The sequence below is a fragment of the Caldimonas thermodepolymerans genome (genome assembly GCF_015476235.1).
Lineage (GTDB): Bacteria > Pseudomonadota > Gammaproteobacteria > Burkholderiales > Burkholderiaceae_C > Caldimonas > Caldimonas thermodepolymerans.
In genome coordinates, this window is sequence record NZ_CP064338.1 from 1,557,269 (window position 1) to 1,573,197 (window position 15,929).

Annotated in this window: 12 protein-coding genes; 6 read left to right on the forward strand and 6 right to left on the reverse strand. The window is 68.8% G+C overall.

Features of this window, described 5'->3' with window-relative positions; all coding sequences use genetic code 11:
* Positions 1–20: 20 nt before the first annotated feature.
* The 4 genes from IS481_RS07340 (at position 21) to IS481_RS07355 (ending at position 4,438) form a co-directional block, all read left to right on the forward strand.
* Complete coding sequence (locus IS481_RS07340; RefSeq protein WP_104358946.1) at positions 21–1,301, forward strand: nucleotide sugar dehydrogenase; 1,281 nt, start codon at positions 21–23, stop codon at positions 1,299–1,301.
* Complete coding sequence (locus tag IS481_RS07345; RefSeq protein ID WP_272867894.1) at positions 1,289–2,332, forward strand: SDR family oxidoreductase; 1,044 nt, start codon at positions 1,289–1,291, stop codon at positions 2,330–2,332. The genes IS481_RS07340 and IS481_RS07345 overlap by 13 nt, the downstream gene beginning before the upstream one ends.
* Positions 2,333–2,451: 119 nt before the next feature.
* The gene (locus tag IS481_RS07350; protein WP_104358947.1) at positions 2,452–3,294 is read left to right on the forward strand and encodes an N-formylglutamate amidohydrolase; all 843 of its coding nucleotides are present in this window, start codon (positions 2,452–2,454) and stop codon (positions 3,292–3,294) included.
* Positions 3,295–3,316: 22 nt separating this feature from the next.
* On the forward strand, positions 3,317–4,438 hold the full coding sequence (locus IS481_RS07355) for an NAD(P)/FAD-dependent oxidoreductase (RefSeq protein ID WP_104358948.1): 1,122 nt from the start codon (positions 3,317–3,319) through the stop codon (positions 4,436–4,438).
* 4 nt (positions 4,439–4,442) lie between these two features.
* On the opposite strand, the gene IS481_RS07360 is transcribed toward IS481_RS07355, so the two are convergent.
* On the reverse strand, positions 4,443–5,480 hold the full coding sequence (locus IS481_RS07360; RefSeq protein ID WP_104358949.1) for a quinone-dependent dihydroorotate dehydrogenase: 1,038 nt from the start codon (positions 5,478–5,480) through the stop codon (positions 4,443–4,445).
* Positions 5,481–5,538: 58 nt separating this feature from the next.
* Between IS481_RS07360 and rpiA the strand changes: the two genes are divergently transcribed.
* Positions 5,539–6,201, forward strand: a complete 663-nt coding sequence (rpiA, locus tag IS481_RS07365) for a ribose-5-phosphate isomerase RpiA (RefSeq protein WP_104358950.1) — start codon at positions 5,539–5,541, stop codon at positions 6,199–6,201.
* 34 nt (positions 6,202–6,235) lie between these two features.
* On the opposite strand, the gene IS481_RS07370 is transcribed toward rpiA, so the two are convergent.
* The 5 genes from IS481_RS07370 to IS481_RS07390 form a co-directional block, all read right to left on the reverse strand.
* Positions 6,236–6,877 (reverse strand): glutaredoxin family protein, encoded by a 642-nt coding sequence (locus tag IS481_RS07370; protein WP_104358951.1) that lies wholly within the window; start codon positions 6,875–6,877, stop codon positions 6,236–6,238.
* Positions 6,878–6,915: 38 nt separating this feature from the next.
* On the reverse strand, positions 6,916–8,949 hold the full coding sequence (locus IS481_RS07375; protein ID WP_104358952.1) for a M3 family metallopeptidase: 2,034 nt from the start codon (positions 8,947–8,949) through the stop codon (positions 6,916–6,918).
* A 5-nt stretch (positions 8,950–8,954) separates the two neighbouring features.
* The gene (folD, locus tag IS481_RS07380; protein ID WP_104358953.1) at positions 8,955–9,806 is read right to left on the reverse strand and encodes a bifunctional methylenetetrahydrofolate dehydrogenase/methenyltetrahydrofolate cyclohydrolase FolD; all 852 of its coding nucleotides are present in this window, start codon (positions 9,804–9,806) and stop codon (positions 8,955–8,957) included.
* Positions 9,807–9,881: 75 nt separating this feature from the next.
* Entirely contained in the window at positions 9,882–10,505 is a 624-nt protein-coding gene (locus IS481_RS07385) for a response regulator transcription factor (RefSeq protein WP_104358954.1), read from the reverse strand.
* A gap of 9 nt (positions 10,506–10,514) precedes the next feature.
* Positions 10,515–13,058, reverse strand: coding sequence for a PAS domain S-box protein (locus IS481_RS07390; RefSeq protein ID WP_104358955.1), 2,544 nt, complete (start codon positions 13,056–13,058; stop codon positions 10,515–10,517).
* A gap of 163 nt (positions 13,059–13,221) precedes the next feature.
* On the opposite strand from IS481_RS07390, the gene aceE reads away from it, so the two are divergent.
* Positions 13,222–15,927: a pyruvate dehydrogenase (acetyl-transferring), homodimeric type gene (aceE, locus tag IS481_RS07395; RefSeq protein ID WP_104358956.1), complete on the forward strand. Its 2,706-nt coding sequence runs from the start codon at positions 13,222–13,224 to the stop codon at positions 15,925–15,927.
* Positions 15,928–15,929: the final 2 nt, after the last annotated feature.

Sequence of the window (15,929 nt, forward strand, 5' to 3'; positions counted from 1 at the left end):
CGTCCGCACTGGGAGAACCGATGAAAACAGTTGCCGTCGTCGGACTGGGCTATGTCGGCCTGCCACTGGCCGTGGAGTTCGGCAAGAAGTTCCGCACGATCGGGCTCGACCTCTCCGCCGAGAAGATCGAGGCCTACAAGCGTCACGTGGATCCGACCGGTGAGGTCAGCACCGAGGAGCTGCAGGCTGCCCGGCTGCTGGAGCCCACCACCGACGCGAGCGCACTGAAGGAGGCGGACTTCATCGTCGTGGCCGTGCCCACGCCGGTCGATGACGCGCACATCCCGGACCTGTCGCCGCTGGTCGGCGCGAGCACCAGCGTGGGGCGCAACCTCAAGCCCGGCGCGATCGTGGTGTTCGAGTCCACCGTCTATCCCGGCGCGACCGAGGAGGTGTGCATTCCCATCATCGAGCGCGAGTCGGGCTTGAAGTGGAAGGAAGGCTTCTTCGTCGGCTACTCGCCCGAGCGCATCAACCCCGGCGACAAGAAGCACACGCTGACGACCATCGTGAAGGTGGTCTCCGGCGACACGCCCGAGACGCTGGAGCGGGTGGCCGAGATGTATGGCGCGATCGTCACCGCCGGCGTCTACAAGGCCAGCAGCATCAAGGTCGCCGAAGCGGCCAAGGTGATCGAGAACACCCAGCGCGACCTGAACATCGCGCTGGTCAACGAGCTGGCGCTGATCTTCCACCGCATCGGCATCGACACGATGGAGGTGCTGGAAGCCGCCGGCACGAAGTGGAACTTCCTGCCGTTCCGTCCCGGCCTGGTCGGTGGCCACTGCATCGGCGTGGACCCGTACTACCTGACCCACAAGGCCGAGCGCCTGGGCTACACGCCGCAGGTCATCCTGGCCGGCCGGCGCATCAACGACGGCATGGGCAAGTACATCGCCGAGCAGACCGTCAAGCAGCTGATCCAGGGCGGCAACCCGGTCAAGGGTGCGCACGTCATCGTGCTGGGCCTGACCTTCAAGGAAAACTGCCCGGACCTGCGCAACTCCAAGGTCATCGACGTGATCCACGAGCTGGAAAGCTACGGCGTCACGGTGCACGTGCACGACCCGCTGGCCTCGCCGCACGAGGCCTGGGAGGAGTACGGCATCGAGCTGGTGCAGTGGGAGCACCTGCCGCGCGCCAACGCCATCGTCGCGGCCGTGCCGCACAAGCGCCTGCTCGAGCGCAGCGTGGACGAGTACGTTGCCAAGCTGGCCCAGGGCGGCCTGTTCGTCGATGTCAAGTGCACCGCGGACGCGAAGGCGCTGCGGGAACGCGGGATCACCGTATGGCGGCTGTGATGATGCAGGAAGTGCTCGACCTCGTCGCCTCTCAGCGCCGCCGCTGGCTGGTCACCGGCAGCGCCGGGTTCATCGGATCGCACCTGCTCGAGGCGCTGCTGCGCGCCGGGCAGCAGGTGGTGAGCCTGGACAACTTCGCCACCGGGCATCGCGCCAACCTCGATGACGTGCGTGCGCGCGTCGGCGAGGAGGCCTGGGCGCGGCACGAATTCATCGAAGGCGACATCGCCGATCCCGAGACATGCCGGCGCGTCTGCGAAGGCGTGGACATCGTGCTGCACGAGGCGGCGCTCGGTTCGGTGCCGCGCTCGATCAAGGATCCGCTCGCGACGCACCGGGCCAACGCGACCGGCTTCGTCAACATGCTGTTCGCCGCCTGCGAGGCCAACGTCAAGCGCTTCGTCTACGCGGCCTCCAGCTCGACCTATGGCGACTCGCCGACGCTGCCCAAGGTGGAGGACAAGATCGGCCGGCCGCTGTCGCCGTATGCGGTGACCAAGTACCTCAACGAGCTGTACGCGGACGTGTTCAGCCGCTGCTACGGCATCGAGACCATCGGGTTGCGCTACTTCAACGTGTTCGGCCCGCGCCAGGACCCGAACGGCGCCTATGCCGCGGTGATTCCGCGCTGGGTCAGCGAGATGCTGCGTGGCAAGCGCTGCGTGATCTACGGCGACGGCGAGACCTCGCGCGACTTCTGCTACGTGGCCAACGTGGTGCAGGCCAACCTGCGCGCGGCGCTGACCGACAACCCCGAGGCGGTGAACCAAGTCTACAACATCGCCGTGGGCGACCGCACCACGCTGAACCAGCTGCACGAATCCATCGCCCAGGCACTGGGCAGCCAGCGCACCGACCTGCGCATCGAGACGCCCGAGTACGCCGACTTCCGTCCTGGCGACGTGCGCCATTCGCTGGCCGACATCGGCAAGGCGCGCCGCCTGCTCGGCTACGCGCCGACGCACAACGTCGGCGCCGGCCTGCGCGAGGCGATCGGCTGGTACGTGCAACGCGCGTCCCAACCGGCCTGACACCGTCTGTACTCAAGCGTTCATGGCCCGCTTCGGCGGGCCGCTTTTTTTCTTGGCCCTGCCGGGCTCGTCGGTTTCCACATCGGCGCGGGGGCGCGCATGGACCACAATCTGCAGGCATGCGATACGTCACCTGCCGTCCCGGCACCACGGCGCTGGTGCTGGATTCCCCGCACAGCGGGACCTGGTATCCCGAAGACTTCCGCCACGCCTGCGACCTGGCGACGCTGCGGCGGGCGGAAGACACGCACGTCGAGAAGCTCTACGACTTCGCGCCCGCGCTCGGCGTGGCGTGGATCGAGGCGCATTTCCCGCGCAGCTACCTGGACGCCAACCGCGACCTGACCGAACTCGACGTCAGCCTGCTGGCCGACCCATGGCCTGACCCGGTGGTCGATGGCCCCAAGGTGCGCCTCGGCAAGGGGCTGGTGTGGCGGCTCACCGATGACGGCGTGCCGCTGTACGACCGCCTGCTCACGGCCGAGGAAGTGCGCCTGCGCATCGAGCGCTGCTGGCGCCCGTACCACGAGGCCGTGGCGCAGGCAATCGACGCGGCGCACCGCCGCCACGGCCACGTGATCCACATCAACTGCCACTCGATGCCTGCCGTGGCCGGCTCGCATGCGACCGAGTTCCCGGGGATGGTGCATCCCGACTTCGTGATCGGCGACCGCGACGGCACCACCGCCGACCCGGCGCTCACCCGCTGGATCGCCGGCTTCCTCGAACAGCGCGGCTACTCGGTCAGCATCAACCATCCGTACAAGGGCGTGGAGCTGGTGCGCCGCTACGGCCGGCCCGCCGGGCAGCGCCACTCGATCCAGCTCGAGATCAACCGGCGCCTGTACATGGACGAGGCGACGCTGGAACTGCACGCGGGCTACGAGCGCCTCAAGCCGCACCTGCGCGAGCTGGTCGAGGCCTTGCTGGCGCTGGACCCGCGCGGCCTGCACGACGACTGAGCTCCCCGCACCGACACGCAACATGGACCGCGTCGACGCCGTCGTGATCGGGGCCGGAGTGGTGGGGCTGGCCGTGGCCCGCGCCCTGGCCCTGCGAGGACTCGAAACCGTGGTGCTGGAGGCGGAAACCGCCATTGGCACCGGCACCAGCTCGCGCAACAGCGAGGTCATCCACGCCGGGCTGTATTACCCGCAAGGCTCGTGGAAGGCCCGCCTGTGCGTGCAGGGCAGGCAGATGCTGTACCGGTATGCCGAGGAACGTGGCATCGCGTACCGCCGCTGCGGCAAGCTGGTCGTCGCGACCAGCAAGGCGCAGCTGCCCGCGCTGCGCCAAGTGATCGAGGCGGCCGGGCGCAACGGGGTGACCGACCTGCAGTGGCTGGAGGCCGACGCTGCGCACGCGCTCGAGCCCGCGCTGTCCTGCGTGGCCGCGGTGCTGTCGCCTTCGACGGGCATCATCGACAGCCACGACTACATGCTGGCCCTGCAGGGCGACCTGGAGGCCGCGGGCGGCATGATCGCCTTCGCCTCGCCGGTCGAGCGGGTGCGCTGCGGGGCCGACGGGCATGTCGTCGAGGTGGGCGGCGAAGGGGCCGGCGAGCTGCAGGCCCGCGTGGTGGTCAACGCCGCCGGGCTGTGGGCGCCGGCGCTGGCGGGGCGCTTGGACGGGCTGGCGGCGCCGCATGTGCCGCGGGCGTATTTCGCCAAGGGCAACTACTACGCGCTGGCCGGGCGGGCGCCGTTCTCGCGCCTCATCTACCCGGTGCCCGAGGCCGCCGGCCTGGGCGTGCACCTGACGCTGGACCTGGGCGGGCAGGCACGTTTCGGTCCGGACGTCGAATGGATCGAGCCCGATGCGCAGGGGCGGCTGGACTACCGCGTCGACCCGCGCCGCGCCGAGCGCTTCTACGCCGAGATCCGCCGCTACTGGCCGGCGCTGCCCGATGAGGCCCTGCAGCCGGCCTACAGCGGCGTGCGCCCCAAGATCCAGGCGCCCGGCGAGCCGGCGCGCGACTTCGTCCTGCAGGGGCCGGCCGAGCACGGCGTGGCCGGGCTGGTCAACCTGTTCGGGATCGAGTCGCCCGGGCTCACCGCCGCGCTCGCGCTCGGCGAGGCGGTGGCCGGGATGGTCGCACCGGCCTGAGCGGTCAGCGGCGGCGCAGGGCCAGCGCGGCCTCGCGCACCAGCGCCGGGCCGCGGTAGATCAGGCCGGTGTAGAGCTGCACCAGGTCGGCGCCGGCGGCCACCTTGGCGCGGGCATCCTCGCCGCTCATCACGCCGCCCACCCCGATGATCGGGAAGCCTGGCCCGAGCGCAGCGCGCAGCAGGCGGATCACGCGGTTGCTGGCCTCGAACACCGGCCGGCCGCTCAGGCCGCCCGTTTCCTGGCCGTGCGGCAGGTGCTGCACGGCGTCGCGCGCGATCGTGGTGTTGGTCGCGATCACGCCGTCGATGCGGTGCTTCTGCAGGGTGGCGGCGATCACCCCGACCTGTGCGTCGTCCAGGTCCGGCGCGATCTTCACGAACATCGGCACGTTGCGGCCGTGCGTGGCGGCGAGCTGCGCGCGCCGTTCCTGCAGGGCGCCGAGCAGCGCGTCCAGCGCCTCGTCGGATTGCAGCGAGCGCAGGTTCTGCGTGTTGGGCGACGAGATGTTGACCGTCACGTAGTCGGCATGCGGGTACACGCCGTCCAGGCCGGCCAGGTAGTCGTCCACGGCGCGCTCGATCGGCGTCGTCGCGTTCTTGCCGATGTTCAGGCCCAGGATGCCGCCCTGCTCGCGGAAACGCGCCGAGCGCACGTTGGCGATGAAGGCCTCCAGGCCGTCGTTGTTGAAGCCGAGCCGGTTGATCAGCGCGCCGGCCTCGGGCAGGCGGAACATGCGCGGCTTGGGGTTGCCGGGCTGGGGCTTCGGCGTGACGGTGCCGACCTCGATGAAGCCGAAGCCCATCGCGGCCAGGCCGTCGATGCAGCGGCCGTTCTTGTCCAGGCCGGCGGCCAGGCCGACGCGGTTCGGGAAGCGCAGCCCGGCCACCGTGACCGGGTCGTCGACGCGGCGCTCGCCGTACAGGCAGGCCAGCGGCGTGCGCTGGACGCGTGCCAGCGTGTTGAGGGTCAGCTCGTGGGCCGTTTCAGGATCCAGCCCGAACAGGAACGGGCGGGCAAGGGAGTAGGGCAACAGGGACATGGGCGTCTTGGATAATCGCGGGATTGTCTCAAAAGAGGCCGGCAGGCCTTCGCTTCCCATGACACAGGATGAACTCAAGGCCCTCGTGGGCCGCGCGGCGATCGACTACGTGGTGCCCGGCACCGTGGTCGGCGTCGGGACCGGATCGACCGTCAACTGCTTCATCGACGAACTCGCACGCATCAAGGACCGCATTGCCGGCGCCGTGTCCAGTTCCGTCAAGAGCACCGAGCGACTGCAGGCACTGGGCATCCCGGTGCTGGATGCCAACGAGGTCGAGCGCCTGCCGGTCTACATCGACGGCGCCGACGAGATCGACCACGGCGGCTACATGATCAAGGGCGGCGGGGCGGCGCTGACGCGCGAGAAGATCGTCGCCGACATCGCCGAGCGCTTCATCTGCATCGCCGACGAGTCCAAGCTGGTGCAGACCCTGGGGCGCTTCCCGCTGCCGGTCGAGGTGATCCCGATGGCGCGCGCCCAGGTGGCGCGGCGCCTGGCCGCGCTCGGCGGCGAGCCGGTGTGGCGCGAAGGGGTCGTGACCGACAACGGCAACGTGATCCTGGACGTGCGGGGCCTGTCGATCACCGACCCGGCCGCGCTGGAGGCGGAGATCAACCAGTGGCCCGGGGTCGTGACCTGCGGCATCTTCGCCCGCAACAAGGCCAGCGTGTGCCTGCTCGGCACCGCGCAGGGCGTGCGGACGCTGACCTGGGCGTGAGGTGCGCCGGCGGCCGCGGGGCCGCCGTGCCGCATCAGAAGCGGAAACCGGGCGGGGCATTGCCCGCCGGCGGCGGGGGCGCCTCGGCGGCCCGTGCCGGGGCCGGCGCGGGGGCGGCCGGTTGGGCCGGCGCTGCCGGGGCGGGTTGCACGGCCACCAGCGGCGTGGCCGGCGCATGCACGTAGTTGGCGGGCAGCAGGGACTGCTTCGGGTAGCCGGCCGCGTCCAGGTAGGAGGACCACTCGGTCGACGAGAAGCCGCGCACCTGCTGCTGGCCGATCTGCAGCGTCGGCAGCTCGTTGCCACCGGTCAGCCGGGCCAGGGCCTTGGAGTCCTCGGCAGTCGAGACGGTGCGCTCGGTGTAGGGGATGCCCCGTTGGCGCAGCAGGGCGCGCCCGGCGTCGCAGGGCTGGCAGTCGCTGCTGGTGTACAGCGTCACCGGGTAACGCGCGACGACCTGGCGCAGCTCGTACGGCAGCGCCTGGCCGCCGCCCGTGCTGCCTGCGCCGGGGGCGGAAACCACCTGGGCCCGCCCGGCATCGGCCGGCGGCCGGTCGGTGTAGGTGACCTTGCCGTCCGGACCCACCACCTTGTACAGCGCCTGTGCGGGCAGGCTGGCGGCCAACGCGAGCAGGCCGGCCCCTGCGCCCAGCGCCCAGCGAGCTGTCTGTTTCATCCCGATTCCCTCAACTCGGTGCCGAAGCCCCGATGCTATCAGGCCATGCCGGAGTGGCGTAGCAGCGCATCGATGCGTGGTTCACGGCCGCGGAAGGCGCGGAAGCTCTCGTCGGCCGGACGGCTGCCGCCGGCTTCCAGGATCTCCCGGCGATAGCGCCGGCCGGTCTCGACGTTCAGCACCCCGGCTTCCTCGAAGGCGCTGTAGGCGTCGGCGGACAGCACCTCGGCCCACTTGTAGCTGTAGTAGCCGGCCGCGTAGCCGCCCGCGAAGATGTGCGAGAAGCTGTGCTGCATGCGGTTGAAGGCCGGCGGGATCACCACCGCGACCTCGTGCCGCACCTCGTCGACCACCTCCTGGATGCGCGCTTCGCTGCCCGGCTCGGCGTGCAGGCGCATGTCGATCAGCGCGAACTCGATCTGGCGCAGCATCTGCATGCCGCTCTGGAAGTTGCGCGCCGCGACCATCTTGTCGTACAGCTCGCGCGGCAACGGCTTGCCGGTGTCGACATGGGCGGTCATGTGCCTGAGCACGTCCCACTCCCAGCAGAAGTTCTCCATGAACTGGCTGGGCAGCTCGACCGCGTCCCATTCGACGCCGGAGATGCCGGCCACGCCGATCTCGTCGACCTGGGTCAGCAGGTGGTGCAGCCCGTGGCCGAACTCGTGGAACAGCGTGGTGACCTCGTCGTGCGTCAACAGTGCCGGCTTGCCTCCCACGCCCTCGGCGAAGTTGCACACCAGGTGCGCCACCGGGGTCTGCAGGCCGCCGTCGGGCCGGGCCCAGCGACTGCGCACGTCGTCCATCCAGGCGCCCGAGCGCTTGCCGGCGCGGGCGTACGGGTCCAGGTAGAACTGGCCGACCAGCTGGCCGCCGCGCTCGATGCGGAAGAAGCGCACGCTCGGGTGCCACACCGGCGCGGTGTCGGGCCGGATCTGGACCTCGAACAGCGTCTCGACGATGCGGAACAGGCCCTCCAGCACCTTGGGCTCGGTGAAGTACTGCTTCACCTCCTGGTCGCTGAAGGCGTAGCGCTTTTCCTTGAGCTTCTCGGAGGCGTAGGCCATGTCCCAGGCCTGCAGCTCCTCCAGGCCCAGCTCGGTGCGGGCGAACTCGCGCAGCTCGGCCAGGTCCTTCTCGGCGTAGGGGCGGGCGCGCCGGGCCAGGTCGCGCAGGAACGCCATCACCTGCTCGGGCGACTCGGCCATCTTGGGCACCAGCGAGACCTCGGCGTAGTTGCGATGGCCCAGCAGCCGGGCCTCCTCCTGGCGCAGCGCGAGCAGCTCGGCCATGATCCAGGAGTTGTCGAACTTCGGGTCGCCCAGCTCGGAGGCGCGCGTCGCGTAGGCGCGGTAGAGCTTCTCGCGCAGCGGGCGGTGGCTGCCGTACTGCATCACCGGGTAGTAGCTCGGGAACTGCAGCGTGATCTTGTAGCCGTCCTTGCCCTCGCGCTCGGCCGCCGCCCGGGCCGCGGCCCGGGTGTCCTCGGGCACGCCGGCCAGCTCCTCCTCGCTCGCGTAGTAGGCGAAGCTGTCGGTCGCGTCCAGCACGTGCTCGGAGAACTTCTGTGCCAGCTCGGCCTGCCTTTCCTGGATCTGGGCGAAGCGCTCCTTGGCCGCGCCCTGCAGCTCGGCGCCGGACAGGACGAAGTTGCGGATCGCGTTGGACAGCGCCTGGCGGCGCGCGGGCGGCTGCTGGGGCGCATCGGGCCGGGCCGCCAGCGCCTTGTACTTGGCGTACAGGCGTTCGTCGGCGCCGAGCCGCGTGTAGAACTGCGTGACCTTGGGCAGGTTCTCGTTGTAGACCGCACGCAGCTCGGGGCTGTCGGCCACCGCGTTGAGGTGGCTGACCATGCCCCAGGCGCGGCCGAGCCGCTCGGTGGCCACGTCCAGCACCGCGGCGATGGCGTCATGGTCGACCGGCACCGCGTCGCTGACCACCTGCTCCAGCGCGGCGTCCGCCGCGGCGAGCAGCTGGTCGATCGCGGGGCCGACGTGTTCGGGCCGCACCTCGGCAAAGCGGGGCAGGGCGGAGAAGTCGAGCAGCGGGTTGGTGACGGTCGGCGTGGTCATGGATCTCAGTTGGCGGCGCGTTCGGCCGATTCAATGGTGTTGACGAGCAACATTGTGATGGTCATCGGACCCACCCCGCCCGGAACAGGGGTGATCGCCGAGGCGACCTGGGAGACGCCCGGGAAGTCCACGTCGCCGCACAGCTTGCCCTCGTCGTTGCGGTTCATGCCGACGTCGATCACCACCGCCCCCGGCTTGACCATGTCGGCGGTGAGCACGTTGCGCTTGCCGACCGCGGCGACCACGATGTCCGCCTGGCGGGTGTGGTAGGCCAGGTCCGGCGTGGCGCTGTGGCAGATGGTCACGGTGGCGCTGGCCTGCAGCAGCATCATCGCCATCGGCTTGCCGACGATGTTGGAGCGGCCGATGACCACCGCGTGCTTGCCCTTCGGGTCGCAGCCGATCGACTCCAGCAGCTTCATGCAGCCGTAGGGCGTGCAGGGCTTGAAGCCGGGCTGGCCGACCATCAGCGCGCCGGCGCTGGCGACGTGGAAGCCGTCCACGTCCTTGGCCGGGGAAATGGTTTCGATGACCTTGTGGGCATCGATGTGCGGCGGCAGCGGCAGCTGCACCAGGATGCCGTGGATGGTCGGGTCGGCGTTCAGTGCCTCGATGCGCGCCAGCAGCTCGGCCTCGGTCAGCGTCGCCGGGTATTGCTCCAGCACCGAGTGCAGGCCGTTTTCCTGGCAGGCCTTGACCTTGTTGCGCACATAGACCTGCGAGGCCGGGTTGTCGCCGACCAGCAGCACGGCCAGGCCGGGTTTCACCCCGCGGGCGGTCAGCGCGGCGGCGCGTTGCGCCACTTCGGCGCGGATCTGTCGGGACACGGCGAGGCCGTCGATGATGCGTGCGGTCATGATGGGGTCCGAATGCGGGGTTCCGAAAACGAAAAGGGCCGCTTGCGTGAAGCGGCCCCGGGGGGATGCGGGCGGTCAGGTCTTGGCCTGCGCACCGAGGGCGATCTTGAGCAGGTCGGCCACGGTGTTGGCGTTGAGCTTTTCCATGATGTTGGCGCGGTGCGCCTCCACCGTCTTGATGCTGATGCCCAGGTCGTCGGCGATCTGCTTGTTCAGGCGGCCGGCGACGATGCGGTCCAGCACCTGGGCCTCGCGGGTGGTCAGGCGCGACAGCAGTGCGTCACGGCTGGCGGCTTCCTGCTGTTGCGAGAACAGGGTGCGCGCCTGCTCCAGCATGCGCTCGACCAGGGCGACGAGCTCGTCTTCCTTGAAGGGTTTCTCGATGAAGTCCATCGCTCCCTTCTTCATCGTGCTGACCGCCATCGGCACGTCGCCGTGGCCGGTGATGAAGACGATGGGCAGCGGGGACTTGCGTTCCAGCAGGCGGTCCTGCAGCTCCAGCCCGCTCATGCCGTCCATGCGGATGTCGGCGATCAGGCAGGCCACCTCGCGCGGGTCGAAACGGGAGAGGAAGGATTCGGCCGAGTCAAAGCACTTGACGCGGTAGTCCTTGCCTTCCAGCAACCATTGCAGTGAGTCGCGAACGGCCTCGTCATCGTCGACGACGTACACGGTGCCTTTCTTGGGAATCAAGCTCATGGGAGGTTCTCAATGGTTGGAGTGACTGGAAAGGTCCACCGGAAGCGTGAACGAGAACCGGCAACCGACCACGCTCGGCCCATTGTATAAGTTCTCGGCCCGGATCCGGCCACGGTGAGACTCGATGATCGAGCGGCACAGGCTGAGCCCGATGCCCAGCCCGTCCGACTTGGTCGAGAAGAACGCTTCGTACATCCGGTTGAGCACTTCCTCCTTCAGGCCGGGGCCATTGTCGGTGACGCTGAACTCGATCACGCCGCCTTCCTCGGGGGTGTGGCGGGGGATCACCCTCAACTCGATGTTGCGCCGCGACGGCGGCAGCTTGGCATTGTCGATCGCTTCGGCCGCATTTTTCAGCAGGTTGAGCAAAACCTGCTCGATCAGGATGGGGTCGACCATCAGCGAAGGCAGGCGCTGCGCGACGTAGGTGTGGATCTGGACGTTGCGCCGGCGCAGCTCGATCATGGCCAGCTCGACCGCGTCCTCGACGATGTCCCGGGCCTGGGCCGGCTGGCGCTGCGGCTCGCTCTTCTTGACGAACGCGCGGATGCGGTGGATCACCTGGCCGGCGCGCTGGGCCTGCTTGGCGGTCTTTTCCAGCGCGGCGATCAGGTCGTCGTCGCTGATCGAGCCGGACTTCAGGCGCGAGATGATGCCGTTGCAGTAGTTCGAGATGGCGGTCAGGGGCTGGTTCAGCTCGTGCGCCACCGAAGACGCCATCTCGCCCATGGTCACCAGGCGGCTGGTCACCTGCGCCTTCTCGGCCTGCAGCGCGGCCTGCTCCTCGGCGCGGCGGCGCGCCGTGATGTCGGTGGCGATCAGCATCTGGGCCAGCCGGCCGTCGGTCCATTGCAGGTAGCGCGCGCGCACGTCGAACCACTTGTCCAGCGACTCGATGTAGACCTCGCGCGGGGCCGAGGCCACGTCGGTCAGCTCCTGGGTCGGCAGCCCGCTCAGGTTGTCCACGCTGTCGTCGCCGTCGGGCAGCGGCACGTCGACTTCGGTCGGGTACTCGCCGGCCAGCTGGGCGTGCCCGCGCGCGTCCGCGCCGAACCACAGCCGGTAGGAGCGGTTGGCGAACAGCAGCTCGCCTTCCTGCACCGACAGCACCGAGACGGCCGCGTCCAGCCCCTCCAGCACGGTGGTGAAGCGCTCGTGCGAGGCCGACAGCTGGTCGCGGATGCGCTTGGCCTCGGTGATGTTGGTCATCGAGGTCATCCAGCCGGTCTGGTTGCCCTTGGCGTCGATCAGCGGCGAGACGTACATGCGCGCGTCGAAGATGGTGCCGTCCTTGCGCATCACCTTCACCTCGATGCCGCCGGGCGGGCTGCGCCCCTGCAGCTCCTGCTCGAACAGGCGCCGGTTTTCCTCCATGCGGTCCGGCGGCCAGTGCGGGAAGGGCGGCAGCTTGCCGATCAGCTCGGACTCGGAGAACCCGGTCATCGAGCAGTAGGCCGCATTGACATAAGTGATGCGGCCCTCCATGTCCATCGCCCGCATGCCGGTCAGCATGGAGTTTTCCATCGCCCGGCGGAAGTTGGTCTCGGCGATCAGGGCGTTCTGCACCTGCAGCCGGCGGCGCATGTGCCGCCAGGTGCCCAGCAGCATCCAGACGGTCAGCACGCTCAGCGCGGTCACCATCCAGAACAGCGTGTTGCCGATCAGGCCGGGCGAGGTGCGGTAGCCCAGGCCGCGCAGGATCAGCCCGTTGCCCACCGGCGCGACCGGGATCTCGTGGAAGATCGAGGGCCGCTCGCCCTTGGCCGCCGCGCGCGAGATGGTGCTGGCCAGCACCCGGTCGTTGGCGTCCAGCAGCATCATCCCGTGCCGGTTGGCGACCTCGGTGGGCACGAAGTAGCGCAGCAACGCCTCGACCGAGTACTCGGCGACCACCGTGCCGACGAAGGCGCTGCGGTCGATCAGCGGCACCTGGACCTGGAACACGTACAGGCCGTTGGTGGTGGCGTAGGGGCGGGAGTAGACCGGCTGGCGCAGGTCGCGGGCCGCCTCGAAGGTCCATTCCGGCTCGCTCTTGGTGACCTTGGGGCCACCGGCGGCCGACGAGGCCACCGCCTCGGCGCCCGGCGCATAGCGGCTGCCGTTGAAGGTGTGGCTGGGCGACAGGTAGCTGACGCGCGGGCGGCGGCCGGCGTCCAGCCAGGTCAGGCTGACCACTTCCGGACGCTCCCGGGCGAAGGTGGTGGCCTGGCCGAGGAACTCGTCCTGGTCGATCGCCCGGGTGGTGATCTCCCGCGCCACGCGCACCAGCTGTTCCTGGTTCTCGATCAGGCGCAGGCGGATCTGCTGCTGGGCGACCTCGGTGTCGCGCTTGACCGACTCCTGCTCGCGCTCCATTTCTTCCAGGCGCAGGTACCAGAAGGCGGTGATGATGGCCGCCAGGAACAGCAGGACGGAGACCAGCGGCCCCAGCGTCGCAAAGCGGTCCTGGCGGGCGGGGGATTGCCGGCGCCACCATTTGCCGAACAGACGACGGGGTCTGGGTGGCAATTCGTGGGTGCTGGAACGAAACTCGCTGGGGATACTGCTGGCCATATGTATTAGTGATTATCCAGTGCCCGGCCGTCGTGCGGGGCCGGACGGTGACGGCGCGAGGGCGCAATGTAATTCATATTATGAAATTTGCTTGCGCTATTTGAAAAATGGGTGTTCTGTGCCAAACTCCGGGCCTGCAGCTGAACCTATGCGAGGAGACCCCATGTCTGCACTGCCGGATTCCTTCCCGGGCGCAGCGGCCAACGACGCCGACGCCCAAGAAACCCGCGAATGGCTGGACGCGCTGTCCGCCGTCATCGAAACCGAGGGCCGTGAGCGCGGCCACTTCCTGCTGGAGCAGCTGCTCGAACATGCCCGCCAGTCGGGCATCGACATGCCGTTCTCCGCGACCACGGGCTACGTCAACACGATCGAGCCCGAGGACGAGGAGCGCTGCCCCGGCAACCTCGAGATCGAGGAGCGCCTGCGCGCGTACATGCGCTGGAACGCGATGGCCATGGTGGTGCGCGCCAACCGCCTGAACCCGCCCGACGGCGGCGACCTGGGCGGCCACATCTCCAGCTTCGCCTCGCTGGCGACCATGCTGGGCACCGGCTTCAACCATTTCTGGCACGCCGACACGCCCGACCACGGCGGCGACCTGATCTACTTCCAGGGCCACAGCGCGCCCGGCATCTATGCGCGTGCCTTCCTGGAAGGCCGCATCACCGAGGAGCAGCTCAACCACTTCCGGCAGGAAGTCGACGGCAAGGGCCTGTCCAGCTACCCGCACCCCAAGCTGATGCCGGAGTTCTGGCAGTTCCCGACCGTCTCGATGGGCCTGGGCCCGCTGATGGCGATCTACCAGGCTCGCTTCCTGAAGTACCTGCATGCCCGCGGCATCGCCGACACCAGCAAGCGCAAGGTCTGGGTGTTCTGCGGTGACGGCGAGATGGACGAGCCCGAATCGCTGGGCGCCATCGGCATGGCCGCGCGCGAGAAGCTCGACAACCTGATCTTCGTCGTCAACTGCAACCTGCAGCGCCTGGACGGCCCGGTGCGCGGCAACGGCAAGATCGTGCAGGAGCTCGAGGGCGAGTTCCGCGGCGCGGGCTGGAACGTGATCAAGCTGCTGTGGGGCAGCTACTGGGATCCGCTGCTGGCGCGCGACAAGGAAGGCATCCTGCGCAAGATCATGATGGAGACCGTCGACGGCGACTACCAGGCCTGCAAGGCCAACGACGGTGCCTTCGTGCGCAAGCACTTCTTCGGCCGCCATCCCAAGGCGCTGGAGATGGTCGCCAAGATGAGCGACGACGACATCTGGCGCCTGCAGCGCGGCGGCCATGACCCGCAGAAGGTCTACGCGGCCTACCACCGTGCGGTCAACCACAAGGGCCAGCCGACCGTGATCCTGGTGAAGACCGTCAAGGGCTTCGGCATGGGCAAGAGCGGCGAGGCTCGCAACACCGCGCACCAGGTCAAGAAGCTGACGGACGACGACATCCGCGCGTTCCGCGATCGCTTCAACATCCCCATCCCGGACGACAAGATCCCCGAGGTGCCGTTCTACAAGCCGGACGACAGCACGCCGGAGATGCGCTACCTGCACGAGCGTCGCCAGGCGCTGGGCGGCTACCTGCCCAAGCGCCGCACCAAGGCCGACGAGCAGCTGCCGGTGCCCGAGCTGGGCACCTTCCAGGCCATCCTCGAGCCCACCGCGGAAGGCCGCGAGATCTCGACCACGCAGGCCTACGTGCGCTTCCTGACCCAGCTGCTGCGCGACAAGACGCTGGGCCCGCGCGTGGTGCCCATCCTGGTCGACGAGGCGCGCACCTTCGGCATGGAAGGCCTGTTCCGCCAGATCGGCATCTACAACCCGGAAGGCCAGAAGTACACCCCGGTCGACAAGGACCAGGTCATGTACTACAAGGAGGACAAGGCCGGCCAGATCCTGCAGGAAGGCATCAACGAAGCCGGCGGCCTGGCCTCGTGGATCGCTGCGGCGACGTCGTACTCGACGAACAACCGCATCATGATCCCGTTCTACGTCTACTACTCGATGTTCGGCTTCCAGCGCGTGGGCGACCTCGCCTGGGCGGCCGGGGACATGCAGGCGCGCGGCTTCCTGCTGGGTGGCACGTCTGGCCGCACGACCCTCAACGGCGAGGGCCTGCAGCACCAGGACGGCCACAGCCACATCCTGGCCGGCACGATCCCGAACTGCGTCTCCTACGACCCGACCTTCGCGCACGAGGTGGCGGTGATCATGCACGACGGCCTCAAGCGCATGGTCGAGCGCCAGGAGAACGTTTTCTACTACATCACCCTGCTCAACGAGAACTACGCGCACCCGGGCCTGAAGCCGGGCACCGAGGAGCAGATCATCAAGGGGATGTACCTGCTGGAAGAAGGCGCGAAGAAGACGCTGCGCGTCAACCTGCTGGGCTCCGGCTCGATCCTGCGCGAATCGATCTTCGCCAAGGAACTGCTCGAGAAGGACTGGGGCGTGGCCGCCAACGTGTGGAGCTGCCCGAGCTTCAACCAGCTGGCACGCGACGGCCAGGACTGCGAGCGCTGGAACCTGCTGCACCCGAGCGAGACGCCGCGCGTGCCGTTCGTGGCCCAGCAGCTCGAGAAGCACAAGGGCCCGGTGGTCGCCTCGACCGACTACATGAAGAACTACGCCGAGCAGATCCGTCCGTTCCTGCCCAAGGGCCGCACCTACAAGGTGCTGGGCACCGACGGCTTCGGTCGCAGCGACTTCCGCTACAAGCTGCGCGAGCACTTCGAGGTCAACCGCCACTACATCGTGGTTGCCGCGCTGAAGGCGCTGGCCGAGGAGGGCTCGGTGCCGATGAGCAAGGTGGCCGAGGCCATCCAGAAGTACGGCATCAACACCGAGAAGATCAACCCGCTGTACGCATAACA